Below are 26,258 nucleotides of genomic sequence, written 5' to 3' on the forward strand. Positions count from 1 at the left end.
CCTTCTTCAGGCTCGCGAACGCGCCTATCAGGCCGAAGCGCCCTCTTCGACTTCGACGAATTCGTCGCTACCGCCTTCGGCGACAGCCTTGACCACGTCACCGCCCGCGCTGTTGCGGCCTTCGATGATGGCGTCGGCGATGCCACGGGCGTACAGCGTGACGGCCTTCGACGAGTCGTCGTTGCCAGGAATCACGTAGTCGATGCCTTCAGGCGAGTGGTTGGAGTCGACCACGCCGATCAGCGGGATGCCGAGCTTCTTGGCTTCGGCCACAGCGATCTTGTGGAAGCCCACGTCGATCACGAAGATGGCATCGGGCAGCGCAGCCATGTCCTGGATGCCGCCGATGTCCTTCTCGAGCTTCGCGATTTCGCGCGAGAACGTGAGCTGCTCCTTCTTGCTCAGGCTGTCGAGGCCGGCTTCTTGCTGGGCCTTCATGTCCTTCAGACGCTTGATCGAGGTCTTGACGGTCTTGAAGTTCGTCAGCATGCCGCCGAGCCAGCGGGTATCAACGAAAGGCACGCCGGCGCGGCGGGCTTCTGCAGCGACGATTTCACGGGCTTGACGCTTCGTGCCAACCATCAGGATCGTGCCGCGGTTGGCCGTGAGCTGCTTGGCGTACTTCATCGCATCCTGGAACATCGGGAGCGACTTTTCCAGGTTGATGATGTGAATCTTGTTGCGGTGACCGAAGATGAACGGAGCCATCTTGGGGTTCCAGAAGCGGGTTTGGTGACCGAAGTGGACACCGGCTTCCAGCATTTCGCGCATGGTGGTCGACATTGAATTTACTCCAAAGGTTGGGTCTAAAATCCAGCCCGTTTTGCGCCCCTTCGACGGGGCCGCAACACCTTGATTGGGCCGGTTTGCGGATGTGCTTGACTGGCGGCGACAAAACTGTCGCATAACCAGCGAAACCCAAAGAGTATAGCACGGCGGCCACCCCCTCCTGCCTCGAACCGAGCCGTTCCAAGGTACCCTCGACGCCATGAACGACCTTCACGCCACCCGTCTCACCCTTCTGGCTGGCGGTTCCGATGCGCGCACCGAAATGGAGCGCGCCATCGCCCTCTCCGAATCACCCGCCTGCGCCCACGTTTTCACCCGCACGATGTTCGACGAGGCCCGCGCGGCCGCCGCCGCATCGGCGCCCGAAAGCCGGCTGGCCGGACTGGCCTTCACCAGCAAGGACCTGTTCGACGTCGCCGGCCAGCCGACACCCGCCGGCTCGGCCGTGCTCTCGCACGCACCAGCCGCCCCGGCCGATTCGCTCGCTGTGGCCCGACTGCGCGCCGCCGGCGGCGTGCTGACCGGGCGCACCAACATGACGGAGTTCGCCTTTTCCGGCGTCGGCGTCAACCCGCACCACGGCACGCCAGCCAACGTGAGCGATACCGCCACGCCGCGCATTCCGGGCGGCTCGTCGTCCGGCGCGGCCATCTCGGTGGCGAGCGGCGCGGCCTTCATCGGCCTGGGCTCCGACACCGGCGGCTCGATCCGCATTCCGGCTGCGCTGAACGGCATCGTCGGTTTCAAGAACACCGCCCGCCTCACGCCGGCCGACGGCGCGCTGCCACTGTCGACCACGCTCGACACCGTCTGCGCCATGACCCGCTCGGTGCGCGACGCCGTCACCGCACACGAAATTCTCTCGGCGCGTCAGGTGACGCCCGGCTCGGTGCCCCTGTCGGCCTACCGGCTGGCCGTGGTGAAGAACGTCTTCCTCGACGATCTCGAACCCGCCGTGGCCACGGCTTTCGAGCGCACCCTGGCGACCCTGCGCGACACGGGCGCTCATATCCACGAGATCGAACTGCCCGAGCTGGCCGACCTGCAGGCCATCAACGCCACTGGCGGCTTCTCGGCGGCCGAGTCGTACGCCTGGCACCGGTTGCTGCTGGAACGCAGCGGCGCCGGTTACGACCCGCGCGTGGCGCAGCGCATCCTGCGCGGCGCCGGCATGAAGGCACATGAATACATCGACCTGGTCCGCGCCCGTCGCGACTGGATCGCCCGCGTCGAGAAGGCGCTGGCGCCGTTCGATGCCATGCTGTCGCCAACCGTGCCGATCACGGCGCCTTCCATCGCCAGCGTGAGACCGGGCGCCGAGCGCGACGACGAATTCTTCCGCGTCAACGCGCTGCTGCTGCGCAACCCGTCGATCGTCAACATGCTCGACGGCTGCGCCATCTCCCTGCCCTGCCATGTCGCCGGCGAACTGCCGGTTGGCCTGATGCTCTGGCATGCAGCGATGCACGACGACGCCGTGCTCGCAGTGGCGCTCCAAGCCGAACACACGCTGCAGAAATAACCGCTGTCACCGTCCGTCTCACGGGCATCAGCCGCCTCTTTTATCTAGAACATTTCAATGAAAATCGCGATCGTGGGCGCCGGCATCGTCGGCGTCACCACCGCCTGGGAACTGGTTTCCGACGGCCATGAAGTGAGCGTGTTCGAGCGCCGCGGCGCCGCCGCCGAAGAGGCCAGCTTCGCCAACGCCGGCGTGGTCGCGCCGGGTTATGTCACGCCGTGGGCCGCACCAGGCATGCGCGGGAAGGTGCTGCGCTCGCTGCTGTCCTCGCACGGTGCCATCAAGCTGCGCTGGCCGCTGAGCACGCGCGACCTCGGCTGGATGGCGCGCTGGCAGAAGGCCTGCAAGCTCGAAACCTACCTCGCCAACCGCGCCCGCATGCAGCGGCTGGCCTTCTACAGCCGCACCCGGCTGCACGCGGTGACCGAAGCGCGCGAACTGAGCTACGAACGCAGCGACGGCTACCTGGTGCTGCTGCGCTCCAAGCGCGAGAAAAAACTGGTGCAACCCGGACTCGACGTGCTGCGCGCGGCCGGCAGCGTGTTCCGCGAGATCGACGCCGACGAGGCCCGCCTGATCGAGCCCGCGCTCAACCCCGACACCCCGCTGGCAGGCGCCATCCACCTGCCGGAAGACGAAGTCGCGAACTGCCGCCAGTTCGCGCTGCTGCTCAAGTGGGAAGCCGAGGCCTTGGGCGCGCAATTCCACTTCAACTGCGACATCGCGCCGCTGAGCCGCGCCGCGCCCACCTCGCTGACGCTGGCCAGCGGCTCGGACGCCTTGCAGTTCGACGCCATCGTGGTGTGCGCCGGGCTGTCGTCCGCCGCGCTGCTGCGCCCGCTGGGGCTGCGCATTCCGCTGGCGCCGGTCTATGGCCATTCGGTCAGCGCCCCGGTGCGCGAGCCGCTCAACGCACCGCGCAGCGCGGTGATGGACGAACGCTACAAGGTCGCCATCTCCCGCCTGGGCCAGCGCGTGCGCGTGGCCGGCAGCGCCGAGATCGGCGGCTCGCCGGACGCCATGAGCCCCGCCGCGATCCAGACCCTCTACAAGGTATTGCACGACTGGTTTCCGGGCGCAGCCACGCTGCAATCGGGCATCCAGCAATGGAAAGGTGCGCGGCCGATGCTGCCCGATGGCCCGCCCGTCCTCGGCGCCAGCGGCATTCCCGGCGTGTGGCTCAACCTGGGTCACGGCTCGAGCGGCTGGGCGCTGTCGTGCGGCAGCGCGCGCGTGCTCGGCGACCTGATCGCAGGACAGGACCCCGGCATCGACCTCGAAGGCCTGGGAATCGAACGGCTCAGTCTTTAGGGCCCCAGCGGCGCAGTTGCTCGGGGCTTGCCGGCGTTTCCGTCGGCGGTTCGGGCCGAGGCACCCGCCGTTGGGCGATCAACCCCAGAACAGCTGGCGCAATCAGCCCGAAGAACACCAGCACCAGCAGGTCCACGCCCAGCATCAGCCACTGCGTGCCGGACCCCGCCTCCACCGGCACATCGAGCCACCGGACCACGCCGAGTCCATAACCGACGCCCAGGGCCCAGGCGACGTCGCGCATCGGCACTCGGCGCAACACCTCGGCCAGCAGGAACACCCCCCACACCACGATCAGCAGGCCGACCGCCCAGGCCGCACCGGCGATCATCGCCACGGCCGTGCCGAGGAAGCCGGCAATGCACGCCAGCAGCAGAACCAGCAACCAGCCGAAGGTCTTGAGCATCATCGGCCGATGATAGGAGGCGCGGCGTCGGCGGCACAATGGATCGATGCATCGCATCACGTCCGCCAGCGCCGCCGATCTGTTCGATACCGCCGCCACGCGCCGCATTGAGCAGGCAGCGGCCTCCGCCCTGCCCCCTCACACGCTGATGCAGCGCGCGGGTCTTGCCGCGGCACGACTCGCGATGGCGCTCGCGCCGCACGCGCGAACGATCTGGATCGCATGCGGGCCGGGGAACAACGGCGGCGATGGCCTTGAAGCCGCGGCGCAGTTGCGGCACCGCGGCTTCTTTCCGGTCGTCACCTTCGCGGGCGACGAACGCCGGCTGCCGTTGGATGCCAAAGCCTCGCTGCAGCGTGCGCGCGATGCGGGCGTCACCTTCGCCTCGAAGCCTCCATCGAGCTTCGAACTGGCGATCGATGCGTTGCTCGGCATCGGATCAACCCGCCCGCCGTCGGGCGCAATGGCCGAATGGCTTGCGCGGATGCATGCGAGCGCCTCGCCAGTGCTCAGCATCGATGTGCCCTCGGGCCTCGATGCCGACACCGGCTCGTTGGCCTCCGCTGCAGACCAAGCACCCGCATCGGTTCGCGCCACCCTCACCTTCCTCACGCTGAAACCGGGGCTGTTCACGGCGCAAGGCCGCGACGCGGCCGGCACGGTGTGGTTCGACGATTTGGGTTACAGCGCTTTCGTCCAGGAGCGACCGACGGCCCGCCTCGCAGGCGCGCCCGATATCCAACCGCGCACGCACGCCTCGCACAAGGGCAGTTATGGCGATCTCGCGGTGATCGGCGGCGCCTCGGGCATGGCAGGCGCGGCACTGCTGGCCGGCTCGGGTGCCCTCCATGCGGGCGCGGGACGCGTGTTCGTCGGATTGCTCGATCCCCGCGCGGCGCCGGTCGACACCTCGCAACCCGAGCTGATGCTGCGTGACGCGCATGCGCTGGATCTCGCGGGCATGACCGTCGTGTGCGGCTGCGGCGGCGGCGATGCCGTGCGAGAACTCCTGCCGCGTGTGCTGTCGACGGCCGCCGCGCTGGTGCTCGACGCCGACGCGCTCAACGCCATCGCCGCCGACGCGTCACTTCAAACGCAACTGATCGTGCGAGGCAAATCTGGCGCCCCCACCGTGCTCACGCCGCATCCATTGGAAGCCGCACGCCTGCTCGGCGCCACGGCGGCCAGCGTGCAGGCCAACCGCCTCGCCGCGGCCCGCGCGCTGGCGTCGCGCTTCGGCGCGGCAACGGTGCTCAAGGGTTCTGGAACAGTGATTGCCGATGCGGGCGACAAGCCGCCGGTCATCAACCCGACCGGCAATGCCCGTCTCGCCACCGCAGGCACCGGCGATGTGCTCGCCGGCATGATCGGCGCGGCGTTGGCGATGCGCCGCCCCGCGTTCGAGGCGGCGTGCGAAGCCGTCTGGCAACACGGCCACATCGCCGACACGTGGCCGGCCGATGCGGCCCCGCTCACGGCAGGCGCACTGGCCCGCCGCGCGCCCGCCTGAGCGCAGGACTCAGCCGCGCCCGACGAAGGGCATCTTCGTCGCCATGATGGTGTGGAAGAGCACGTTGGCTTCCAGCGGCAAGTTCGCCATGTAGAGCACAGACTGGCCGACGATCTTCACGTCGATCAGCGGTTCGATCGCGAGCTCGCCATTGGCCTGCGGCACACCGGTGGCCATGCGCGAAGCCAGCTCGGTCATGGCATTGCCCACGTCCACCTGCCCCACCGCGATGTCGTACTTGCGGCCGTCAAGCGAGGCGGTCTTGGTCAGCCCTTCGACTGCGTGTTTGGTCGAGGTGTAGGCCGCCGAATTGGGCCGCGGCGTGGTCGCCGAGATCGACCCGTTGTTGATGATGCGGCCGCCGCGCGGCGTCTGCGCCTTCATCGTGCGGAAGGCCTGCTGGATGCAGAAGAACATGCCGGTGAGGTTGATGTCGACCACCCCCTTCCACTGCTCGGGTGTCCAGTCCTCGAACGGACCCGGCGGGTTGCCCACGCCGGCGTTGTTGAAGAGCAGGTCGACACGCCCGAAGCGCTCGACCGTGGCACCGAACAGCGCCTGCACCGAGTCGGCATTGGCCACGTCGGTGGGCACCGCAAAGGCGCGCGCACCAGCGCCCGATTCTTCCGCCACCTGTTCCAGCGGCTCGAGGCGGCGCCCCGCAAGGGCCACGCTCCAATCGTCGGCCAGCAAGGCCAGCGCGGCCGCGCGGCCGATGCCCGACCCGGCGCCCGTGACGATCGCGATGCGGCCCTTGTTGTTTTCCACGCTCATGCTTCATGTCTCCTTTTCAGTTGGTCCATACACACGGAAAACACGTAGTGTGCATGGCGCCCTCATCCACGGCGGGGCTTGCGCCCCTTGCCCTGCATCTTGTTGGCGGCTTTCTTCACCGCCGACTTGAAGGCCTGCATCGCCGATTGCGGACCGGCGGGCGCCACGGCAGCGCCGCCGCCGTGATCCGACCGCGACTCGCCAGCGGCCTCCGCCTTGTGGCGGGAGCTTCGCTTGGCCGATGCCTTCGCCGGTGCGCTGCCTTTGTCCTTCATGGCGCGCGAGGTCAGGTCTTCGCCTTCGCGCACGAGACGGAAGTCGATCTTGCGGCCATCGAGGTCGACGCGGCTCACCTGCACCCGCACGCGCGTGCCGATGGCATAGCGGATGCCCGTGCGCTCGCCGCGCAGCTCCTGGCGCATCTCGTCGAACTTGAAGTACTCGCCGCCGAGCTCGGTGATGTGGACCAGGCCCTCCACGTACATCGCATCGAGCGTGACGAAGATGCCGAAGGTGGTGGCCGCCGTGACCACGCCGCCGTATTCCTCGCCGAGGTGCTCGCGCATGTACTTGCACTTGAGCCAGGCCTCGACGTCGCGGCTGGCTTCGTCGGCACGGCGCTCGTTGGCGCTGCAATGCAGGCCCGCCGCTTCCCATGCCAGCACTTCCTTGGTCGGTGCGATCGTGGCTTTGTGCGGCTTGGTCGTCGGCGCCTTCACGCGCGAAGCCAGGCGCTTGGCCAGCTTGGCATGTGCCTCGCCCGGCGTCGGCAGCATCGGCAACTGGTAGCGCGTCTTGCCGAGGATCGCCTTGATCACGCGGTGCACCAACAGGTCGGGATAACGCCGGATCGGGCTCGTGAAGTGCGTGTAGGCCTCGTAGGCCAAGCCGAAGTGGCCGCTGTTGAATGGTGTGTAGATCGCCTGCTGCATCGAGCGCAGCAGCATCGTGTGGATCTGCTGTGAGTCGGGGCGCTCCTTGGTGGCTTCGGCGATCGCCTGGAACTCGCCGGGACGCGGATCGTCGGTGATGCTCAGGCCCACGCCCATGGCCTTCAGGTAGCCCCGCAGGATTTCCTTCTTCTCGGGCGTCGGGCCTTCATGCACCCGGAACAGGCCCGGGTGCTTGCCTTCGGCGATGAAGTCGGCGCTGCAGACGTTGGCGGCGAGCATCGCCTCTTCGATGATCTTGTGCGCCTCGTTGCGCGTACGTGGCACGATCTTCTCGATACGGCCTGCGTCGTCGCAGATGATCTGCGTCTCGGTGGTTTCGAAGTCGACCGCCCCACGCTTGCCGCGCTGCTTGAGCAGGGCCTTGTAGACGTCGGCAAGATTCAGCAGATCCTTGACGCGGTCCTTGCGCTTGGCGGCTTCAGGGCCGCGCGTGTTGCCGAGGATGGCCGCGACTTCGGTGTACGTGAAGCGAGCATGGCTGAACATCACGGCCGGGTAGAACTGGTACGCGTAGATCTCGCCGTCGGCTGCGACCAGCATGTCGCACACCATGCACAGGCGTTCGACCTCGGGGTTGAGCGAACACAGGCCGTTCGACAGCTTCTCGGGCAGCATCGGAATCACGCGGCGCGGGAAGTAGACACTGGTGGCGCGGTCGTACGCATCGATGTCGATGGCCGAGCCGGTATGCACATAGGCACTGACGTCGGCGATCGCAACCAGCAGTCGCCAACCCTTGCCGCGGCCCACCTTCGCAGGCTCGCAGTACACGGCGTCGTCGAAGTCGCGGGCGTCTTCTCCGTCGATGGTGACGAGCGGCACGTCGGTGAGGTCGATGCGGCCCTTCTTGTCGGCGGGGCGCACCTTCTCGGGCAAGGCCTTGGCCTGCGCCAGGCATTCTGCGGAAAACTCATGCGGCACGCCGTACTTGCGCACGGCGATTTCGATCTCCATGCCGGGATCGTCAATCTCGCCCAGCACTTCCCTTACGCGGCCCACGGGTTGGCCGAACAAGGCCGGCGGCTCCGTGAGCTGGACGACCACGACCTGTCCGACCTTGGCGGGGCCGGTGGCGCCCTTCGGTATCAGGACGTCCTGGCCGTAGCGCTTGTCTTCTGGCGCAACGAGCCAGATCCCGCCTTCGTGCAGCAAGCGGCCGATGATCGGCTGCTCGGGTCGCTCGACGATCTCGACCACGCGCCCTTCGGGACGACCCCGGCGGTCCTGTCGCACGATGCGCGCCTTGACGCGATCCTTGTGCAGCACCGCGCGCATTTCGTTCGGCGGCAGGTAAATATCGCCCTCCCCGTCGTCGCGCTGCACGAAGCCGTGCCCGTCGCGATGTCCTTGAACAGTTCCTTCGATTTCGTCCAACAAGCTGCTGGAAGTGACATTATTTTTGATATGATCTCCTTCTTTCCTGAAATTCAAAACGTGACTGCTTCTGCAGTCATGTGGGCCCAGATGGCGGAATTGGTAGACGCACTAGTTTCAGGTACTAGCGAGTAACATCGTGGAGGTNNTTTAAACAGACCTTTACCAGGTCATCCGATTGAAGCCACCGGTCCCCGGTGGCTTTTTTCATGGCTGCTCGAAACTGCATCAAACGGGCGACGCGATCATCAGATCACGCCCCTCGACGCCGGCCATGCACGCACGATCGCACCCACCCGCCTTCGACAGGACACTCGCCGCACGAGCGATGTCGCGCAGAAGCCGAAATGTCGACTCGCTCAAAAGAGCGCGCCAAATTTGTGTATATAATCGTGGTCTTTGCTGAGAAGCAAAATCAGCCCAGATGGCGGAATTGGTAGACGCACTAGTTTCAGGTACTAGCGAGTAACATCGTGGAGGTNNNNATTGAACAGACCCTTACCAGGTTTTCTGACAAAAGCCACCGGCCTCCGGTGGCTTTTTTCTTGGCCGTTTGAATCAGGTGCATCAAACGGGCAACGCGATCAGGTCGTGGCCTTCGGCGCCCACGATGCGTGCACGCGTGAACTCGCCGACCTTCATCGTCTTGCTGATCTTCTCGGGTGGCAGGAGGCGAACAGTGCCGTCGATCTCCGGTGCATCGGCGTACGTGCGCCCCACCCCACCCTTGCGGCCCAGCGCCGGCGCTGAATCGACCAGCACCTGCATGGTCGAGCCGATGCGCTTTTGCAGCTTGGCGATCGACACGGCCTCGGCCACTTCCATGAAGCGGGCGCGGCGCGCTTCGCGCTCCGCCTCGGGCAGCATGCCCGGAATGTCGTTGGCGGTTGCGCCTTCGACCGGGCTGTAGGCAAAGCAGCCGGCACGATCGATCTCAGCTTCGCGGATGAAGTCGAGCAGGTGCTCGAACTCCTGCTCCGTCTCGCCGGGAAAGCCGGCGATGAAGGTGCTGCGGATCACGAGTTCGGGACACGTCTCGCGCCAGCGCGCGATCCGCTCCAGGTTCTTCTCACCGCTGGCCGGCCGCTTCATGCGCTTGAGCACGTCGGGGTGGCTGTGCTGCAGCGGCACGTCGAGGTACGGCAGCACCAGGCCGCTCGCCATCAACGGAATGATTTCGTCGACGCTCGGATACGGGTACACGTAGTGCAGACGCACCCAGGCGCCATACGGCTCGGCGATTTCGCCCAGCGTACGAACGAGTTCGAGCATGCGGGTCTTGACGGGCTTGCCGTCCCAGAAGCCGGTGCGGTACTTCACGTCGACACCGTAGGCCGAGGTGTCCTGGCTGATCACCAGCAGTTCCTTCACCCCGCCCTCGAACAGGGCCTTGGCCTCGCTGAGCACATCGCCCACGGGACGCGAGACGAGGTCGCCGCGCATCGAAGGAATGATGCAGAAGGTGCAGCGGTGGTTGCAGCCCTCGCTGATCTTCAGGTAGGCGTAGTGCCGCGGCGTCAGCTTGAGGCCGGCCACGCCGAAGGTGTTTGGCACGAGGTCAATGAACGGGTCGTGCGGCTTCGGCAGGTTGGCGTGCACGGCATCCATCACCTCCTGCGTGGCATGCGGGCCGGTGACGGCCAGCACGCTCGGGTGCATCTGGCGCACGAGGTTGCCGCCCTGGTCGCCAGTCTTGGCACCCAGGCAGCCAGTGACGATCACACGGCCGTTCTCGGCGAGGGCTTCGCCGATGGTGTCCAGGCTTTCCTTGACGGCATCGTCGATGAAGCCGCAGGTGTTGACGATCACAAGGTCGGCGCCCTCGAAAGTCTTGGAGGTTTGATACCCCTCGGCACTCAGCTGGGTCAGGATCAATTCGGAATCGGTCAAGGCCTTGGGACAACCAAGGCTGACAAAGCCGACCTTGGGGGCGGTCGGCGTGACAGTACGTTCAGGGGAGGCAACTTCGCTCATAGGCCTCTATTGTCCCAGCTATCGGTGACAGCGGGGCGTTCATCGGACGGTCGCCCCATTCAGGCGATCCGCCGCACAGCACTCAGGGGCGCTTGATGCCAAAGGCGCCCAGCACCTGCTCGGTGTTTTTCTGCATTTGCTCCTGCATCTGCAGGAAGACGCTCTTCGATTGCTCGACGTAGTTGCCCATCAACCCCTGGATCATCGGCGACTGCATGGTCATGAAGCGCGACCACATCTCAGGCGTCAGGCCCTCGGCCTTTTCGGTGAGCTGGGCTTGCATCTCGGTCATGGCCTGGATGTTCTTCTCAAGGTAGGGGCCCATGTAGCCCTGCATGGCCTGTCCGTAGAAACGGATGATGTTGGCCAGGACCTGCTCGGTGAACATCGGCGCTCCGCCCGCTTCTTCTTCCAGAATGATCTGCAACAGGATGCTGCGCGTGAGATCGTCGCCGGTCTTGGCGTCGCGCACCACGAACTGCGCGTTCTTGATGACCAGCTGCTTGACCTCGCTCAGCGTGATGTACGTGGATGTCTCCGTGTCGTAGAGCCGTCGGTTGGGGTACTTCTTGATCACACGCTGGACCGGCTTCACCCCGGACTTCTTGCTCTGCACTACAGACTCCTTCACATGGACGCCCATGTCATCGGATGATTCTAGGGAGCGGTTTTGCTGCATCGCGACAAGGTTTACCCTGACCGTGATTTTTCTTCACGCATCCTGTGCGGTCGCGTACTCGGCGCCACACGCATGACACGCCGCCGTTTCAGGACGCTCCGCGGTCGCCAGACGAAAACGCAGCGGAACCTTCTGTCCGTAGACAACCCAGCACCGAGGGCAGTGCTCCTGCCCCGCCGTTGGAAGATAGGCCCGAGAGCGCTGCTCTGCGCGCTCTTCGGTCACCGGGACGCCCTGTCGTTGTGCACGCGCTACCTCGCGTGCGGCCATCGTGTCGGCGCGACCGCTCGCGAGGTCGTTGATGCCGTAGACCGCGCGCGCGAATTCAACAGGGGCCTGCTTGAGCAATGCGGCCACGCGTAGGTCGGCGTGCGCCCGATCAACGGGTGTTGATCGCTTATTCATCAGATCGCTTATCAAGGAAATTCGAGAAGATTGGCAGACCGCTCAAGGTAGCACAACCACATGGCTTCGACGCTTTGCCTGCACCGGGCGAAGGGCCGTGCGCGAAAGCGATTTTTGCCTGCCCTGATCACTGTGGTGACCCGGCCGATCCAGAGGCGAACACATCGCCCAAACGACGAACGGGTTGCAGCGAAATCGCTGCAACCCGTGTTTGATTTGGTAGGCGCGATTGGATTCGAACCAACGACCCCCACCATGTCAAGGTGGTGCTCTAACCAACTGAGCTACGCGCCTAAGAGAAGCATCGAGTATAGCAGGAGAAATGGCCCTTTTCAGCGCCGACGCGCAGATCGCACACCAGTCACGGCAGTCACCACGCCGAGCACCTGCGTCAGTCGCGCGGCATCGGCGATTTCCACGGTGAAGGTCATCCAGGCGGTGCCCTTGATCGACTGCGTCTGCACACCGATCACGTTCATCTTCTCTCGTGCGAACACGTCGGAGATATCGCGCAGCAGGCCTTGGCGGTCGGCCGCTTCCACCGCCACATCGACTGCGTAGACCGGCGCATCCGAGCCCTTCTTCGGCAAGCCCCATTCGACATCGATCACGCGCTCGCCGTCCTTCGCGGCCATCATGCGGAAGTTGCTGCAATCCGCGCGATGCACGCTGACACCATGCCCGCGCGTGACGAAGCCACGGATCGCATCGGGCGGCGCCGGCTTGCAGCACTTGGCGAGCTGCGTCATCAGCGACGACACGCCCACCACGAGCACGCCGCCCTTGCCCGATTTTTCACTGCCGCGCGCCTTCTTGATCTGCACGCCGTCATCAGGGTTCAGTGCCGGCTCGGGCGGGCGCAGCAGTGTCTCGATGTTGCGCAGTGAAAACTCGTCTTTGCCGACCACCTCGAACAGATGGTCCGCCGACTTGAAGCCGAGCTGCGAAGCCAGGTCTTCGAGCCGCATGGCCGTCTTGCCTTCGCGCTGCAGCAGCTTCTCGACGGCTTCGCGTCCGCGCGCCACGGTCTCGTGCGTGATCTGCGCGTTGAACCAGGCCCGCACCTTGGCGCGCGCACGGTGGCTCGCGAGATAGCCCAACTCGGCGTTCAACCAGTCGCGCGACGGCCCGCCTTCCTTGGCCGCCATGATCTCGACCGTCTGCCCATTGGACAGCGGCGTGTTGAGCGGCACCATCGCGCCATCGACACGCGCGCCGCGGCAGCGATGTCCCAGCGTCGTGTGCACCGTGTAGGCGAAGTCGACCGGCGTCGCACCCTGCGGCAGCTCGACGATGGCGGCATCGGGCGTGAGCACATAGATGCGGTCGTCGAACAGGCCCTGCCCCTGCAGCCCGCCCGACAGGTCGCGCTCCCAGGCCAGCAGCTGGCGCAGCACCGCAATCTTGGCGTCGTACTCGCCGCTCGCCCAGACGCCCGCGTAGCCCTTGTGGCCCGCTTCCTTGTAGGCCCAGTGCGCCGCCACGCCATGTTCGGCGTGGTCGTGCATTTCCTCGGTGCGGATCTGGATCTCGATCGGCTTGCCTACCTTGCCGTCGACGATCTCGCGCACGACAGTGTGCAGCGACTGGTAGCCGTTGGGCTTGGGCCGCGCGATGTAGTCGTCGAACTCTTCGTCGATGGGCTGGAAGTGCGAGTGCACCCAAGCCAGCGCGGCATAGCAGTCCTTCACGTCCTGCACCACCACGCGCAGCGCGAGGATGTCGAAGACCTGCTCGAAGTCGAGCGACTTGCCGCGCATCTTCTTGACGATGCTGTAGATGTTCTTCGGGCGACCCTGCACCGTGGCCTTGACGCCCTCGGCCTGCAGTTCATGCTCCAGCTGCGAGCGCAACTGCTCGACATGGCCTTCGCGCTCGATGCGCTTCTCGTCGAGCAGGCGCGCGATCAGCTTGTAGGTTTCGGGCTCGAGAAAGCGGAATGAGAGATCTTCGATCTCCCACTTCACCTGCCAGATCCCCAGTCGGTTCGCGAGCGGCGCAAACACCTGCAGCGACTCACGCGCCACGCTCTCGGGCGCGGGCTGCTTGCTGGCCGCCGCGTGACGCAGCGTCTGCAGGCGCGAGGCCAGCCGCAGCATGACCACGCGCAGGTCGCGCGAAAACGCGAGCAGCATCTTGCGCACGTTCTCGGTCTGCGCGCCGGCGCCTTCGGCATGGTGCCCTTGCGAGGCCGTGCGCGCCTGCTCCTGCACACGCACGAGCTTGGTGGTCTCGACTGCGAGGGCCGCGAAGTTGTCGCCGAAGACCTTGGCAATCACCTCCTGCGGGCGGTTCAGGTGCTGGCACGAATACACGAGGTAGCTCGCGGCCTGCATCGCTTCGGAGCCGCCCATCTTCGCAACAATGGCGGCTACCGCATCGGCGTGCGCCAGCGTGTTCTCGCCGGTGTCGAGTTTTTCGTCGGCGATCAGCGGCTCGGCGAACGCACGGGCGCGTGCCAGCATGTTCTCCATGACCGGCGAGCGGTCGGCCGTGGCGGCCGACAGCGGGTAATCGACCATGACGCCATCGGACACAGGTGCCGTCTGAAGGTTCGCAGACTCTCGCTTCACGATGCCCTCAATCGAACAGGAAATTCGTGACGACGGCGACCTGTGCGGGATCGACGAAAGTGGGCGCGTGGCCCACGCCCTCGAACTCGACAAGCGTGGCACGCGGCCCGCGCTGCGTCATTGCGGCCGCCGTCTCGGGCGACAGCAGGTCGGACGCCGCGCCGCGCGTGAGCAGCGTGCGCGCCTCGATGGCGTCGTACAGGCTCCACATCACCGCCCCGCCCTGCGCCGCGATCTCGGGCGTGATGGCGCGCAGCGGCACGCCGATGGCCGGGTCGTAGTGCAGCACCCAGGCACCCTCGCCCGCCGGGCCGGCACTGGCGGTCTTGGCGGCACCGTCGGCGCTGCGTTCGGACGCCGGCACCACCATGTGCTGCGACAGCGCCCGCCACTGCTCGGGCGTGTGCGGCCCGAAGGTGGTCGACAGGGCCCACATCGCATCGGCCGCAGCCTGCACGCTCGGAAACTGGCCGCTCTTTCCCACATACGCGCCGATGCGCTGGATGGCCGCGGGCTCGACCGTGGGACCGACATCGTTCGCGACGAAACGGCGAATGGGCCGTGGCAGCGGCAGCTCCTTGTGACCAGCCAGCACGAAGCCGATCAGCCCACCCATGCTGGTGCCGACGTAGTCGAGCGTGTCGATGGGATGTTCGCCGTGCAACTGCGCGATCAGCGTCACCATGTCGGCCGCATACACAGGCACTTGATAGAAAGCAGGGTCGCGCAGCCAGTCGCTGCGCCCGCGCCCGACCACGTCGGGACAGACCACGCGCACATCGCCGCCCGCGCGCGCCACGATGGCCTGCGCGAGCACGTCGAAATCGCGCCCCTGCCGGGTCAACCCGTGCACGCAGACCACGACATGTGCGCTGTGCGCGTCGCCCCATTGCCAATAGGCCATGCGATGACCGCCCTGGGCGTCGTTGCAGGCCACGTCGTGAAGGGTCGGTTCTGTCATGGAAACGGAGGGGTTCGGGTGCGGATAATGGTCTCGTTGCATCCTAATTCATCCGGAGATTGATCTTCATGCTCAAAGGCAAAACCGCGCTTGTCACGGGGTCCACCAGTGGCATTGGCTTCGCCATCGCCAAGGCGCTGGCCCAACAAGGTGCACACATCGTGCTCAACGGTTTCGGCGACGCCGAAACCCCCAAGGCCCAGATCGAGGCGCTCGGCGTGCGTGCCGAATACCACGGGGCCGACATGAGCAAGCCCGACCAGATCGAGGACATGATGAAGTTCGCCGCGTCGACGTTCGGACGCGTGGACATCCTCGTGAACAACGCCGGCATCCAGCACGTCGCCAAGGTGGAAGACTTCCCGACCGAACGCTGGGACGCGATCATCGCCATCAACCTCACGAGCGCCTTCCACACGACGCGCCTGGCGATTCCCGCGATGCGGGAGGCCAACTGGGGTCGCATCATCAACGTCGCGTCGGCGCACGGGCTCGTGGCCTCGGCGCAGAAGTCGGCCTATGTCGCGGCCAAGCACGGCATCGTGGGCCTGACCAAATCCGTGGCACTCGAGACGGCCACCACCGGCGTCACCTGCAACGCGATCTGCCCGGGCTGGGTGCTCACGGCACTGGTGCAAAAGCAGATCGATGACCGCGCGGCACGCGAAGGCATTTCGGCCCTCCAGGCGCAGAACGAATTGCTGGGAGAAAAGCAGCCCTCGCTGCAGTTCACGACGGTCGAGCAACTGGGCGGGTTGGCCGTCTTCCTGAGCTCTCCCGCGGCCGATCAGGTGCGGGGCGTCGCCTGGGCCATGGATGGCGGCTGGACGGCTCAGTAAATAAACAGAGACAACAAAAAACGCCGGCGGCACTCGCCCGCCGGCGCTGCGCGCTCTCTGTTTGTCTTCTTACTTGAGCTGCACCGACCCGGAAACGTTCACGACCACGTTGGTCTTGCCCGCTTCCACCGGCACGGCCGAATCGGCGGCCGAGAACGACTTGGCCTGCATGGCCATCACGCGCGGGCGGATCGGGCCGCTGTCGTTCGCGTTCACCGACACCTCGCGCAGCGTGTAGCCACTGAAGCCGAACCCTTTGGCCAGTTCGCCGGCCTTCTGCTTGAAGTTGTCGATGGCGATGTTCTGCGCCTCGGTTTCGGTCTTGGCACGTTGCTCGCGGCTCAGGCCAAAACCGACGTTGCCCACGCTGAGCGTGCTGATGCGTCCGGCCGTCTGGGTGATGCGCGCGAAATCGCGGCCTTCGAGCACGAGTTCGGTCGAACCCTGCCAGCCGTTGATCTTGCCGTCCTTGGTGTAGCGCGGGGACAGGCTGAAGTTACCGGTGCGCACGTCGAGCTGGCCCGGCTGCGCATTCTTCTTGGCTTCGGCCAGCGCGGCGTCGAGCGCGGTCTTGAGCTGAGTCTGCACGGTGCCTGCCTCGGCGGCATCGCGCGTGGTCACGAGGGTCATGCTCAGCAGGTCTTGCTGAACTTCGACGGTGCCGGAGGCCGACAACTGGAGCACGTTTTGTGGAGCGGGCATGACGGCATTCTGGGCCCAAGCGGTACCCGCGACAGCCAGCGTGGCGCAGGCTGCGATCAATCGAACAGTCTTCAAGACAGATTTCTCCCTGTTGGATACGAGGAAAGCCCTCGCCTGCGCCGAGTTTTCTCAGTGGCGCAGGCTGCGCGGCGCGGTTTGCGGACTGGCGACGGGCTGCGGTGCCGGCACGATGCGCTCGGCTGGCTGTGATTCTGCCGAATTCAGCAGGACGCCCGTTCCCGCAGGCACCCACTGCCCCCGAACCTGCTGACGCAGTTCGAACAGCTCGCCCGCCGTGAGCCGGCGTCCCGCCAGCGCTTCGTCGCGGCGCTGCTCTTCGCGCTGGGCTGCCCGATGCGCAGCCACGGCGTCGCGCACTTCGCTGCGGCGCACTTCGCCGACCCGTAAAAACCCTTCGGAAGCGACGGACGTCGCACCACAAGCGCACGCGAAAAAAAGCAGAGGCAAGGCAGAAAAAGAAGATCTCATCGAGCAATCGTCATAAGGCAGCACGGACTGTGCCATCGCCAGGCAAAGCTTGGATAACCAGAGCGCGAGCGCCCGCAAGTTGTGTAACTTAGTGTCAACCACTACGGAATTCGGCAGCAATGGCGGCCTAACGCCTTCAGAATCGGCGCTGTTACAAATTCAACGTTGTAGAAATGACTCAAGTTCCCGCTCGCACCGACAAGATCGTGATCGTCGACGACGACGCCCGCATCCGCGACCTCCTGCGCCGCTACCTGACGCAGGAAGGATTCGAAGTGATCGTGGCCGAGGACGGCAAGGCGCTCAACCGCATCCTGTTGCGCGACACGGTCGATTTGATCGTGCTCGACCTGATGATGCCCGGCGAAGATGGCCTCTCGGTGTGCCGCCGCCTGCGTGCCGCCAACGACCGCACGCCGATCATCATGCTCACCGCCAAGGGTGAAGATGTGGACCGCATCGTCGGTCTCGAAGTCGGCGCCGACGACTACCTCGGCAAGCCCTTCAACCCGCGCGAACTGCTGGCCCGCGTGCACGCCGTGCTGCGCCGCCGTCCGCCTCTGGAGGCGCCGGGCGCCCCCTCCACCGAGAACGAGACCGTCACCTTCGGCCCGTTCGCCTTCGACCTCGGCTCGCGCACCCTGAAGAAGGACGGCGAAGAACTCTCGCTGACCACCGGCGAATTCGCGATGCTGAAGGCGCTGGTGCGCCACCCGCGCCAGCCGCTGTCGCGCGAAAAGCTGGCCCAGCTGGCCCGCGGCCGCGAGTTCGAGCCCTTCGACCGCAGCCTGGACGTGCAGATCTCGCGCCTGCGCAAACTGGTCGAGTCCGACGCCGCGGCGCCGCGCTACATCCAGACCGTCTGGGGCGTGGGCTACGTGTTCGTGCCGGACGGCACGGCCTGACGCCCCGCTGAAAGGTGGCCATCGGCCTCCATTCCGCCCGACCTGACCCGGCCCAGGAGGACGGCGCACAGGTCACGATGCCGAGCCCGCTCGAAGCGAGCGCGCAGCGTGACCGTCGCCCCGGCCTCAAGTTGGGTTTCAGCCTTTTCTGGCGCACCTTCTTCCTGCTCGCGCTGCTGCTGATCGGCTGCACGGTCGCGTGGCTGCAGACCTTCCGCTCGCTCGAGTACGAGCCACGCGCCATCCAGACCGGCCACCAGATCGCCTCGCTCGTGAACCTCACGCGCGCGGCGCTCGTGTATTCGGACGCGATCACGCGGGTCTCGCTGATCAAGACGCTGGCCGACCAGGAAGGCGTGCGCATCCTGCCGCGCGAACCCAACGACCGCTTCCAGCCCTACACCAGCGGCGCGCTCGACGAGCGCGTCACCGAAGAGCTGATCGCCCAGCTCGGCGAAGGCACCACCGTGGCCAGCCGCGTGAACGACGAAGCCGGCCTGTGGATCGGGTTCACCATCGAGAGCGACACCTACTGGCTGCTGCTCGACCCCACGCGCTTCAGCCGCGTGGGCGGGCGCACCTGGCTGGTCTGGCTCAGCACGGCGATGGCGCTGTCGCTCGCCGGCGCGGCGCTGATCACGCGACTGATCAACCTGCCGCTCAAGCAGCTGTCGCGCGCCACGCTGCAGGTGCGCGAGGGCGAGTACGAGGCGCACCGGCTCGACGAGCGGGCGCGCACCAACGAGATCCGCGCGGTGAACATCGGCTTCAATCGCATGGCCGACCAGCTCGCCAAGATCGAGCAGGACCGCGCCATCATGCTGGCCGGCATCTCGCACGACCTGCGCACGCCGCTGGCCCGGCTGCGGCTCGAAACCGAGATGAGCGTGGCCGACGAAGACGCACGCGACCACATGGCCGCCGACATCGCGCAGCTCGACGCCATCATCGACAAGTTCCTCGACTACGCCCGCCCCGACCACGTCGACCAGCGTCCGGTGCTGCTGCGCGACGTGATCGACGCCTGCACCTACGCCGTGCAGGACTACGAAGAGATGAACATCCACGTCGACGTGCCCGCCGACCTGAAGGTGATGGGCGACGAGGTGGAGCTCACGCGGGTGATCTCCAACCTGGTCGAGAACGCGCGGCGCTACGGCAAGACGCCGTCGACCGGCGTGGCCGACGTCACGATCCAGGCGCAGGCCAACAACGACGCGGTGCTGATCAAGGTGCGCGACCATGGCGCGGGCGTCGAGCCCGCCCTGCTCGTGCAGCTGACCAAGCCCTTCTTCCGCGGCGACGCCGCGCGCACCTCGGCGGCCGGCGCCGGCCTGGGGCTGTCGATCGTGGCGAAGAACATCGAGCGCATGGGCGGCACCTTTGCGCTCACCAGCACGCCGGGCCGGGGCCTCGCGGCCCACATCCGGATGCCGCGCGCGATGTCGGCAGCCGGCAAGCCCGGCAGCGACGTGCCGGGCAAGAAACAGGTCGCCTGAAGACCTGTGCGTTCGTCAGCGGTGCAGCAGCACCGCAGCGCGGGCTTCCATCGCCCGCCCCTCGCCCACCGGGCCGAGCTTCTCGGCCGTCTTGGCCTTCACATTGACCTGGCCGAGCGCAATGCCCAGCGTGTCGGCAATGCGCTGGCACATGGCTGGAATGTGCGACGCCAGCTTGGGCGCCTGCGCAATCACGGTGCTGTCGACGTTGCCGATCTCCCAGCCCGCCGCGCGCACGCGGCGCGCCGCCTCGGCCAGCAGCACCGCCGAATCGGCGCCGCGGAACTGGGCGTCGGTGTCGGGGAAATGCCGGCCGATGTCGCCCAGCCCGGCACCGCCGAGCAGCGCGTCGGTGATGGCGTGCAGCAGCACGTCGGCGTCCGAATGCCCGAGCAGGCCGGTGGTGTGCGGCACCTCGATGCCGCCCAGAATGAGCTTGCGCCCTGCCACCAGCTGGTGAACGTCCCAGCCTTCGCCGATGCGGATGTTGAACGGCGTCGTCGTCATGCCATGGCCTTCTTGCGGCCGAGCAGAACTGCCTCGGCCAATGCGAAATCTTCGGGAAACGTGACTTTGAAGTTCTGTGCGCTGCCGGGCACCAGCAGCGGCGCCAGGCCGAGATTTTCGATGGCGCTGGCCTCGTCGGTCACCACATCGCCCACGCGCTCCAGCGCGTCGAGCAGCATGCCGATGCGAAACATTTGCGGCGTCTGGGCCTGCCACTTGTCGGCGCGCGGCAGGGTCTGCGTCGCGCGGCCGTCGGTGGACGAGACCTTCAGTGTGTCGGCCAGCCGCTGTGCCAGCAGGCCGCCGACGGCGTCGTGCTCGCAGGCGGCAATCAGCGCCTCGATCTGGCTGGACGTGACCAGGCAGCGCGCCGCGTCGTGCACCAGCACCCAGTCGTGCGCGCCGGCGCCTTTCTGGCGCAGCGCCACCAGGCCGTTGCGCACCGAGGCGGCGCGCGTCAGGCCGCCCACGCGCAGCAGGTACTCATCCGTCGCGGGAAAGCGCGGCAACGCCGTCTGCACCTCGCGGTCCTCGGGCGACACCACCACCGCCACCCCCGCGAAACGCCCGGCCAGCGCGCGGAATGCGTCCAGCGTGTGAGCCACCATCGACTGGCCTGCCAGGCGCCGGTACTGCTTGGGCTGCGCGCCGCCGGCACGGTGGCCGGAGCCGGCACAAGGGATCAGCACGTAGAAACGGGAAGAAGACATGGAGGGTGCGGCACGGGCCGATGGCCGACAAGCGGATAAGGGGCCGCCATTCTAGAATTGACCTTCGCACACCCCTCGCCGTCCGGCGCGGGGTGTCGTGCATTTTTCGAACCGCTCCATGGACCTCCCCCTTCTCCCGGCGGGCAAGCGTTTCACGCTGCCGCGTCCCCCGTTGTCGGCCGATGCGCTGATGCTGGCCCAGCTCGGCATGCGCGAGAAGGCCGCGGGTCGCGCCACCGCGATGTTCACCGCCGACGCGAACGACGCCCAGCGGCTCATCGACGAGATCGCCTTCTTCGCACCCGACCTGCGCTGCGCCCTCTTCCCCGACTGGGAAACGCTGCCGTACGACAGCTTCTCGCCGCACCAGGACCTGATCAGCGAGCGCCTGGCCACGCTCTGGCGCATCAGCCAGAAAGAGGCCGACGTGGTGCTGGTGCCCGCCACCACCGCGCTCTACCGCCTCGCGCCGCCCGCGTTCCTGGCCGGCTACACCTTCCACTTCAAGGCCAAGCAGAAGCTGCAGGAGTCCAAGCTCAAGGCCCAACTCACGCTGGCCGGCTACAGCCATGTGACGCAGGTCGTGAGCCCGGGGGAGTATGCGGTGCGCGGCGGCCTGATCGACCTCTTCCCCATGGGCTCGCTGGTGCCGTTCCGCGTCGACCTGTTCGATGACGAGATCGACTCCATTCGAACCTTCGACCCCGACACCCAGCGCAGCCTCTACCCCGTGCCCGAAGTGCGCCTGCTGCCGGGCCGCGAGTTTCCGATGGACGACGATGCCCGCGCGCGCTTTCGCAGCCGCTGGCGCGAACTGCTCGAAGGCGACCCGACCAAGAGCCGCATCTACAAGGACATGGGCAACGGCGTGGCCACCGCCGGCATCGAGTACTACCTGCCGCTGTTCTTCGACGAGACGGCCACGGTGTTCGACTATCTCGGCGCCGACGCCACGGTCGTGCTGCACGGCGACCTCGAACCCGCGTTCCAGCACTTCTGGCAGGACACGAACGAGCGCTACCGCCTCGTGCAGGGCGACCCCGAGCGCCCCGCGCTGCCGCCCGAGGCGCTGTTCCTCAACGCCGAGCAGTTCTACCAGCGCGCCAAGCCACACGCGCAGCTCGCCATTCGCGGCGACATCGCCACCGATGCACCCTACGCCGAGTTCGACAAGCTGCCGCCATTCGCGGTGGTGCGCGGCGCCGAAGATCCGCTGGTCGGCCTGAAGGCCCACATCGCCGCCACGCCGCACCGCGTGCTGCTGATCGCAGAGAGCGACGGCCGCCGCGAAAGCCTGCTCGATTTCCTGCGCGCCAGCGGCGTGAACCCACCCGCCTTCGATTCGCTGGCCGAGTTCGAAGCATCGGCCGACGAAAAAATCGGCATCGCCACTGCCGCGCTGGCCTCGGGCTTTGCGTGGCGCGAACAGGCGATCGACTTCGTCACCGAGACCGAACTGTTCGCCACCGCGCCCACCACGCGCCGGCGCGGCAAGCGGCAGGAGCAGGTCAGCGACGTCGAGGCGCTGATCAAGGACCTGTCCGAGCTCAACGTGGGCGACCCCGTGGTGCACTCCGCGCACGGCATCGGCCGCTACCGCGGTCTGATCCACATGGACCTGGGCCAGGGCGTCGACGAAGAAGGCAAGCCGCTGCTGCAGGAAATGCTGCACCTGGAGTACGCCGACAAGGCCACGCTGTACGTGCCCGTGTCGCAGCTGCACCAGATCAGCCGCTACACCGGCGTGAGCGCCGACGAGGCGCCGCTGCACAAGCTGGGCTCCGGCCAGTGGGAAAAGGCCAAGCGCAAGGCCGCCGAACAGGTGCGCGACTCGGCCGCCGAGCTGCTCAACATCTACGCCCGCCGTGCCGCACGCGAAGGCCATGCCTTCCGCTATTCAGCCGCCGACTACGAGGTGTTCGCCAACGACTTCGGCTTCCAGGAGACCGCCGACCAGAAGGCCGCGATCCACGCCGTGGTGCAGGACATGATCTCGCCCCAGCCGATGGACCGGCTGGTCTGCGGCGACGTGGGCTTCGGCAAGACCGAGGTCGCGCTGCGCGCCGCCTTCATCGCCGTCACCGGCGGCAAGCAGGTGGCCTTCCTGGCGCCCACCACGCTGCTGGCCGAGCAGCACTACCAGACGCTGGTCGACCGTTTTGCCAAATGGCCGGTGAAGGTGGCCGAGATGAGCCGCTTCCGCTCGGCCAAGGAGATCACGGCCGCCGCCAAGGGCCTGGCCGAGGGCCAGGTCGACATCGTGGTCGGCACGCACAAGCTGCTCTCGCCGTCGGTCAAGTTCAAGAACCTGGGCCTGCTCATCATCGACGAGGAGCACCGTTTCGGCGTGCGCCACAAGGAGGCGATGAAGGCGATGCGCGCCGAGGTCGACGTGCTCACGCTCACCGCCACGCCGATTCCGCGCACGCTGGGCATGGCGCTCGAGGGCCTGCGCGACCTGAGCGTGATCGCGACCGCGCCGCAGCGGCGCCTGGCGATCAAGACCTTCGTGCGCAACGAGGGCACGGGCGTGATCCGCGAGGCCGTGCTGCGCGAATTGAAGCGCGGCGGGCAGGTCTACTTCCTGCACAACGAGGTCGAGACCATCGAGAACCGGCGCCAGAAGCTCGAGGAAATCCTGCCCGAGGCCCGCATCGCCGTGGCCCACGGCCAGATGCCCGAGCGCGAACTGGAGCGCGTGATGCGCGACTTCGTGGCCCAGCGCTACAACATGCTGCTGTGCTCGACCATCATCGAGACCGGCATCGACGTGCCCACCGCCAACACCATCGTGATGAGCCGCGCCGACAAGTTCGGTCTGGCGCAGTTGCACCAGTTGCGCGGCCGCGTCGGTCGCTCACACCACCAAGCCTATGCCTACCTCATGGTGCCCGACACCGAAGGCCTGACCAAGCAGGCCTCGCAGCGGCTCGAAGCGATCCAGCAGATGGAGGAGCTCGGCTCGGGCTTCTACCTCGCGATGCACGACCTGGAGATCCGCGGCACGGGCGAAGTGCTCGGCGAGAACCAGAGCGGCAACATGATGGAGATCGGCTTCCAGCTCTACAACGAGATGCTCAGCGAAGCCGTGCGCTCGCTCAAGGCCGGGCAGGAGCCCGACCTGCTGTCGCCGCTGTCGGTCACGACCGAGATCAACCTGCACGCGCCCGCCCTCCTGCCCGACGACTACTGCGGCGACGTGCACCTGCGGCTGTCGTTCTACAAGAAGCTCGCGACCGCCAAGACGCCCGACCAGATCGACACGCTGCTCGAAGAGATCGTCGACCGCTTCGGCAAGCTGCCGCCGCAGGCGCAGACGCTCATCGACACGCACCGCCTGCGCGTGCTCGCGCGGCCCTACGGCGTGGTCAAGGTCGATGCCGCGCCGGGCATCATCAACATCACCTTCAAGAAGGACGCGCCGGTGGACGGCATGGCCATCATCCAGCTGATCCAGAAGAACAAGCACATCAAGCTCGCCGGCAACGAGAAGCTGCGCATCGAGCGCGAACTCAAGGAGCCGAAGGACCGCGCCCAGATGGTGCGCGACGTGCTGCGCAGCCTCGGACAACCCTTCGTCAAGGAAACCGCCCCCGCATGAGCGCTACGACAGAAATCTCCCCCGGCCTCGTCCTCCAGCGCGTGAAGCCGCCGCTGAAGCTCGCCGACTTCAAGCTGATCGCGTTCGACATGGACTCGACGCTGATCAACATCGAATGCATCGACGAGATCGCCGATGCCGTCGGCAAGAAGGCCGAGGTGGCCGCGATCACCGAAGCCACGATGCGCGGCGAGATCAAGGACTTCAAGGAAAGCCTGCGCCGCCGCGTGGCGCTGCTGCAGGGCGTGCCCGTGGCCGCGCTGCAGCAGGTGTACGACGAGCGCCTGAAGCTCAACCCCGGCGCCGCCGAGCTGGTCGCCGCCTGCAAGAAAGCCGGCCTCAAGGTGCTGCTGGTGTCCGGCGGCTTTACCTTCTTCGCGAACCGCGTGAAGGACCAGCTGGGCATCGACTTCGCGCGCTCCAACCTGCTCGACGAAGCCGATGGCCAGCTCACCGGCCAGGTCGTGACGCAAAGCTGGGGCGACATCTGCGACGGCGCCGAAAAGCGCCGCACGCTGCTCGAAGTGGCCTCGCTCATGGGCATCTCGCCGCAAGAAACCATCGCCGTGGGCGACGGCGCCAACGACCTGCCGATGATGGGCGAGGCCGGGCTGTCGGTGGCCTATCACGCCAAGCCGAAGGTGCGCGAGCAGGCCATGGTGGCGATCAACGCGGGCGGGCTCGACCGCGTGCTGGAAATCCTGAAATGACCGACGCCGCCCCGCTGTACCGCGCCGACGCGCTGCGCGACTACGCCAGCGCCCTGCTGCAGAAAGCGGGCCTCGCGGCCTCGATGGCCGACAGCGTCGCACGCACGCTGGTCGAAGGCGACCTGCTGGGCCACGACACGCACGGCCTCGCGCTGCTCGCCGGCTACGTGAAGGAAATCGAATCAGGCGGCATGACGCCGGGCGGCGCGCCCGAGGTGCTGTCCGACCGCCCCGCCTCTGTGCTGTGGGACGGCAAGCGCCTGCCCGGCCCCTGGCTCATGGACCAGGGCATGGACCTGCTCATTCCACGCGCGCGCGAGCTCGGCACCGCCTCGCTCGTGATCCGCCGCAGCCACCACATCGCCTGCCTCGCGGTCTACACGCTGCGCGCGCTGCAGGAAGACATGCTGATGCTGCTGGCCTGCTCCGACCCCAACACCGCCAGCGTCGCGCCCTTCGGCGGCACGCAGGCGGTGTTCACGCCGAACCCGCTGGCAATGGGTTTTCCGCTGTCGCAGGGCGGCGTGATGGTCGACATCTCGGCCTCGATCACCACCAACGGCATGAGCAACCGCAAGCGCGCGGCCGGCGAGACCTTTGCCGAGGAATGGCTCATCGACGCATCAGGCCAACCGTCGAACAACCCGCAGGTGCTGTTCGACCAGCCGCCCGGCACGCTGCTGCCCGTGGGCGGCCTGAGCCATGGCCACAAGGGCTACGGCATGGCACTGCTGGTCGAGACGCTCACGGCCGGCCTCGCAGGCCACGGCCGCGCCGACCCGCCCGAAGGCTGGGGTGCGACGGTGCACCTCACGCTGCACGACCTGCACGCCTTCGGCGGCAAGGACGCCTTCCTGCGCCAGATGGACCACGTGGCCGAAAAATGCCGCGACAACGCGCCCGTCGACCCGGCCAGGCCTGTGCGGCTGCCGGGGGAAGGCGGTTTGAAGCGTCGGGAAGCGCAATCGGCGAACGGGGTGCGGCTGCACCCATCGATTGCGCGCTCGCTGCAGGAAGCGGAGCAGCGGCATGGCCTGCGGCTGGCGCAGGCGCTGATCTGACATC

Annotated in this window: 22 protein-coding genes and 1 tRNA gene; 9 read left to right on the forward strand and 14 right to left on the reverse strand. The window is 66.7% G+C overall.

What is annotated here, in order from left to right; genetic code table 11:
• Positions 1 to 27: 27 nt before the first annotated feature.
• Positions 28 to 783 carry a 30S ribosomal protein S2 gene (rpsB, locus tag ASD34_RS20935; protein ID WP_056581327.1) on the reverse strand — a complete coding sequence of 252 codons (756 nt, stop codon included), beginning with the start codon at positions 781 to 783 and terminating at the stop codon, positions 28 to 30.
• A gap of 205 nt (positions 784 to 988) precedes the next feature.
• Between rpsB and ASD34_RS20940 the strand changes: the two genes are divergently transcribed.
• On the forward strand, positions 989 to 2,311 hold the full coding sequence (locus ASD34_RS20940) for an amidase (RefSeq protein ID WP_056581329.1): 1,323 nt from the start codon (positions 989 to 991) through the stop codon (positions 2,309 to 2,311).
• A 57-nt stretch (positions 2,312 to 2,368) separates the two neighbouring features.
• Positions 2,369 to 3,622: a D-amino acid dehydrogenase gene (locus ASD34_RS20945; RefSeq protein WP_056581331.1), complete on the forward strand. Its 1,254-nt coding sequence runs from the start codon at positions 2,369 to 2,371 to the stop codon at positions 3,620 to 3,622.
• Here ASD34_RS20945 and ASD34_RS20950 read toward each other — a convergent pair.
• Positions 3,612 to 4,031, reverse strand: a complete 420-nt coding sequence (locus ASD34_RS20950) for a hypothetical protein (RefSeq protein ID WP_056581335.1) — start codon at positions 4,029 to 4,031, stop codon at positions 3,612 to 3,614. The two genes, ASD34_RS20945 and ASD34_RS20950, sit on opposite strands and share 11 nt — an antisense overlap.
• Positions 4,032 to 4,074: 43 nt before the next feature.
• Between ASD34_RS20950 and ASD34_RS20955 the strand changes: the two genes are divergently transcribed.
• Positions 4,075 to 5,538 carry a bifunctional ADP-dependent NAD(P)H-hydrate dehydratase/NAD(P)H-hydrate epimerase gene (locus ASD34_RS20955; RefSeq protein ID WP_056581338.1) on the forward strand — a complete coding sequence of 488 codons (1,464 nt, stop codon included), beginning with the start codon at positions 4,075 to 4,077 and terminating at the stop codon, positions 5,536 to 5,538.
• Positions 5,539 to 5,547: 9 nt separating this feature from the next.
• Here ASD34_RS20955 and ASD34_RS20960 read toward each other — a convergent pair whose 3' ends face one another.
• From ASD34_RS20960 to ASD34_RS20990, 8 genes are all read right to left on the reverse strand, one after another.
• Positions 5,548 to 6,312 (reverse strand): SDR family oxidoreductase, encoded by a 765-nt coding sequence (locus ASD34_RS20960; protein ID WP_056581342.1) that lies wholly within the window; start codon positions 6,310 to 6,312, stop codon positions 5,548 to 5,550.
• Positions 6,313 to 6,374: 62 nt separating this feature from the next.
• Complete coding sequence (gene rnr / locus ASD34_RS20965; protein ID WP_056581345.1) at positions 6,375 to 8,642, reverse strand: ribonuclease R; 2,268 nt, start codon at positions 8,640 to 8,642, stop codon at positions 6,375 to 6,377.
• Positions 8,643 to 9,206: 564 nt separating this feature from the next.
• Entirely contained in the window at positions 9,207 to 10,613 is a 1,407-nt protein-coding gene (rimO, locus tag ASD34_RS20970) for a 30S ribosomal protein S12 methylthiotransferase RimO (RefSeq protein ID WP_056581348.1), read from the reverse strand.
• 82 nt (positions 10,614 to 10,695) lie between these two features.
• Entirely contained in the window at positions 10,696 to 11,256 is a 561-nt protein-coding gene (gene phaR, locus ASD34_RS20975; RefSeq protein WP_056581351.1) for a polyhydroxyalkanoate synthesis repressor PhaR, read from the reverse strand.
• A gap of 69 nt (positions 11,257 to 11,325) precedes the next feature.
• Positions 11,326 to 11,649: a hypothetical protein gene (locus ASD34_RS27210; RefSeq protein WP_235510144.1), complete on the reverse strand. Its 324-nt coding sequence runs from the start codon at positions 11,647 to 11,649 to the stop codon at positions 11,326 to 11,328.
• A 265-nt stretch (positions 11,650 to 11,914) separates the two neighbouring features.
• A tRNA-Val gene (locus ASD34_RS20980) sits at positions 11,915 to 11,991 on the reverse strand.
• A 38-nt stretch (positions 11,992 to 12,029) separates the two neighbouring features.
• Positions 12,030 to 14,219, reverse strand: coding sequence for a RelA/SpoT family protein (locus ASD34_RS20985; protein ID WP_056581354.1), 2,190 nt, complete (start codon positions 14,217 to 14,219; stop codon positions 12,030 to 12,032).
• A gap of 58 nt (positions 14,220 to 14,277) precedes the next feature.
• Positions 14,278 to 15,231, reverse strand: coding sequence for an alpha/beta fold hydrolase (locus ASD34_RS20990; protein ID WP_235510146.1), 954 nt, complete (start codon positions 15,229 to 15,231; stop codon positions 14,278 to 14,280).
• Between the two features lie 68 nt (positions 15,232 to 15,299).
• On the opposite strand from ASD34_RS20990, the gene ASD34_RS20995 reads away from it, so the two are divergent.
• Positions 15,300 to 16,070, forward strand: a complete 771-nt coding sequence (locus ASD34_RS20995; RefSeq protein ID WP_056582591.1) for a 3-hydroxybutyrate dehydrogenase — start codon at positions 15,300 to 15,302, stop codon at positions 16,068 to 16,070.
• Between the two features lie 69 nt (positions 16,071 to 16,139).
• On the opposite strand, the gene ASD34_RS21000 is transcribed toward ASD34_RS20995, so the two are convergent.
• Both ASD34_RS21000 and ASD34_RS21005 read right to left on the reverse strand, forming a co-directional pair.
• Entirely contained in the window at positions 16,140 to 16,847 is a 708-nt protein-coding gene (locus ASD34_RS21000) for an SIMPL domain-containing protein (RefSeq protein WP_056581360.1), read from the reverse strand.
• 54 nt (positions 16,848 to 16,901) lie between these two features.
• Entirely contained in the window at positions 16,902 to 17,381 is a 480-nt protein-coding gene (locus tag ASD34_RS21005) for a hypothetical protein (RefSeq protein WP_235510148.1), read from the reverse strand.
• A gap of 53 nt (positions 17,382 to 17,434) precedes the next feature.
• Between ASD34_RS21005 and ompR the strand changes: the two genes are divergently transcribed.
• Both ompR and ASD34_RS21015 read left to right on the forward strand, forming a co-directional pair.
• The gene (ompR, locus tag ASD34_RS21010; protein ID WP_007837017.1) at positions 17,435 to 18,166 is read left to right on the forward strand and encodes a two-component system response regulator OmpR; all 732 of its coding nucleotides are present in this window, start codon (positions 17,435 to 17,437) and stop codon (positions 18,164 to 18,166) included.
• A 77-nt stretch (positions 18,167 to 18,243) separates the two neighbouring features.
• On the forward strand, positions 18,244 to 19,665 hold the full coding sequence (locus tag ASD34_RS21015; RefSeq protein WP_056581363.1) for a sensor histidine kinase: 1,422 nt from the start codon (positions 18,244 to 18,246) through the stop codon (positions 19,663 to 19,665).
• Positions 19,666 to 19,680: 15 nt separating this feature from the next.
• Here the strand turns inward: ASD34_RS21015 and ispF are convergent, their stop codons facing one another.
• Both ispF and ispD read right to left on the reverse strand, forming a co-directional pair.
• Positions 19,681 to 20,172: a 2-C-methyl-D-erythritol 2,4-cyclodiphosphate synthase gene (gene ispF / locus ASD34_RS21020; RefSeq protein ID WP_056581366.1), complete on the reverse strand. Its 492-nt coding sequence runs from the start codon at positions 20,170 to 20,172 to the stop codon at positions 19,681 to 19,683.
• Positions 20,169 to 20,882 carry a 2-C-methyl-D-erythritol 4-phosphate cytidylyltransferase gene (ispD, locus tag ASD34_RS21025; protein ID WP_056581368.1) on the reverse strand — a complete coding sequence of 238 codons (714 nt, stop codon included), beginning with the start codon at positions 20,880 to 20,882 and terminating at the stop codon, positions 20,169 to 20,171. The genes ispF and ispD overlap by 4 nt, the downstream gene beginning before the upstream one ends.
• Positions 20,883 to 21,000: 118 nt before the next feature.
• Between ispD and mfd the strand changes: the two genes are divergently transcribed.
• The 3 genes from mfd to ASD34_RS21040 are packed head-to-tail and all read left to right on the forward strand — an operon-like array spanning position 21,001 to position 26,254.
• Positions 21,001 to 24,483: a transcription-repair coupling factor gene (gene mfd / locus ASD34_RS21030; protein ID WP_056581372.1), complete on the forward strand. Its 3,483-nt coding sequence runs from the start codon at positions 21,001 to 21,003 to the stop codon at positions 24,481 to 24,483.
• Entirely contained in the window at positions 24,480 to 25,193 is a 714-nt protein-coding gene (serB, locus tag ASD34_RS21035; protein ID WP_056581374.1) for a phosphoserine phosphatase SerB, read from the forward strand. Before mfd ends, serB begins: the two co-directional genes overlap by 4 nt.
• A complete protein-coding gene (locus tag ASD34_RS21040) occupies positions 25,190 to 26,254 on the forward strand; it encodes an Ldh family oxidoreductase (protein WP_056581376.1) in 1,065 nt (354 codons plus the stop codon). Before serB ends, ASD34_RS21040 begins: the two co-directional genes overlap by 4 nt.
• The last annotated feature ends 4 nt before the right edge of the window (positions 26,255 to 26,258 follow it).

This window comes from Variovorax sp. Root473 (assembly GCF_001426505.1).
In the GTDB taxonomy this organism is placed as follows: Bacteria; Pseudomonadota; Gammaproteobacteria; order Burkholderiales; family Burkholderiaceae_C; genus Variovorax.

What these genes read in the sequence shown, in the direction of transcription:
- rpsB (WP_056581327.1), bottom strand. Translation starts at nt 783, where the DNA reads ATGTCGACCACCATGCGCGAAATGCTGGAAGCCGGTGTCCACTTCGGT.
- ASD34_RS20940 (WP_056581329.1), top strand. Translation starts at nt 989, where the DNA reads ATGAACGACCTTCACGCCACCCGTCTCACCCTTCTGGCTGGCGGTTCC.
- ASD34_RS20945 (WP_056581331.1), top strand. Translation starts at nt 2,369, where the DNA reads ATGAAAATCGCGATCGTGGGCGCCGGCATCGTCGGCGTCACCACCGCC.
- ASD34_RS20950 (WP_056581335.1), bottom strand. Translation starts at nt 4,031, where the DNA reads ATGATGCTCAAGACCTTCGGCTGGTTGCTGGTTCTGCTGCTGGCGTGC.
- ASD34_RS20955 (WP_056581338.1), top strand. Translation starts at nt 4,075, where the DNA reads ATGCATCGCATCACGTCCGCCAGCGCCGCCGATCTGTTCGATACCGCC.
- ASD34_RS20960 (WP_056581342.1), bottom strand. Translation starts at nt 6,312, where the DNA reads ATGAGCGTGGAAAACAACAAGGGCCGCATCGCGATCGTCACGGGCGCC.
- rimO (WP_056581348.1), bottom strand. Translation starts at nt 10,613, where the DNA reads ATGAGCGAAGTTGCCTCCCCTGAACGTACTGTCACGCCGACCGCCCCC.
- phaR (WP_056581351.1), bottom strand. Translation starts at nt 11,256, where the DNA reads ATGGGCGTCCATGTGAAGGAGTCTGTAGTGCAGAGCAAGAAGTCCGGG.
- ASD34_RS20985 (WP_056581354.1), bottom strand. Translation starts at nt 14,219, where the DNA reads ATGGTCGATTACCCGCTGTCGGCCGCCACGGCCGACCGCTCGCCGGTC.
- ASD34_RS20990 (WP_235510146.1), bottom strand. Translation starts at nt 15,231, where the DNA reads ATGACAGAACCGACCCTTCACGACGTGGCCTGCAACGACGCCCAGGGC.
- ASD34_RS20995 (WP_056582591.1), top strand. Translation starts at nt 15,300, where the DNA reads ATGCTCAAAGGCAAAACCGCGCTTGTCACGGGGTCCACCAGTGGCATT.
- ompR (WP_007837017.1), top strand. Translation starts at nt 17,435, where the DNA reads ATGACTCAAGTTCCCGCTCGCACCGACAAGATCGTGATCGTCGACGAC.
- ASD34_RS21015 (WP_056581363.1), top strand. Translation starts at nt 18,244, where the DNA reads ATGCCGAGCCCGCTCGAAGCGAGCGCGCAGCGTGACCGTCGCCCCGGC.
- ispF (WP_056581366.1), bottom strand. Translation starts at nt 20,172, where the DNA reads ATGACGACGACGCCGTTCAACATCCGCATCGGCGAAGGCTGGGACGTT.
- ispD (WP_056581368.1), bottom strand. Translation starts at nt 20,882, where the DNA reads ATGTCTTCTTCCCGTTTCTACGTGCTGATCCCTTGTGCCGGCTCCGGC.
- mfd (WP_056581372.1), top strand. Translation starts at nt 21,001, where the DNA reads ATGGACCTCCCCCTTCTCCCGGCGGGCAAGCGTTTCACGCTGCCGCGT.
- serB (WP_056581374.1), top strand. Translation starts at nt 24,480, where the DNA reads ATGAGCGCTACGACAGAAATCTCCCCCGGCCTCGTCCTCCAGCGCGTG.
- ASD34_RS21040 (WP_056581376.1), top strand. Translation starts at nt 25,190, where the DNA reads ATGACCGACGCCGCCCCGCTGTACCGCGCCGACGCGCTGCGCGACTAC.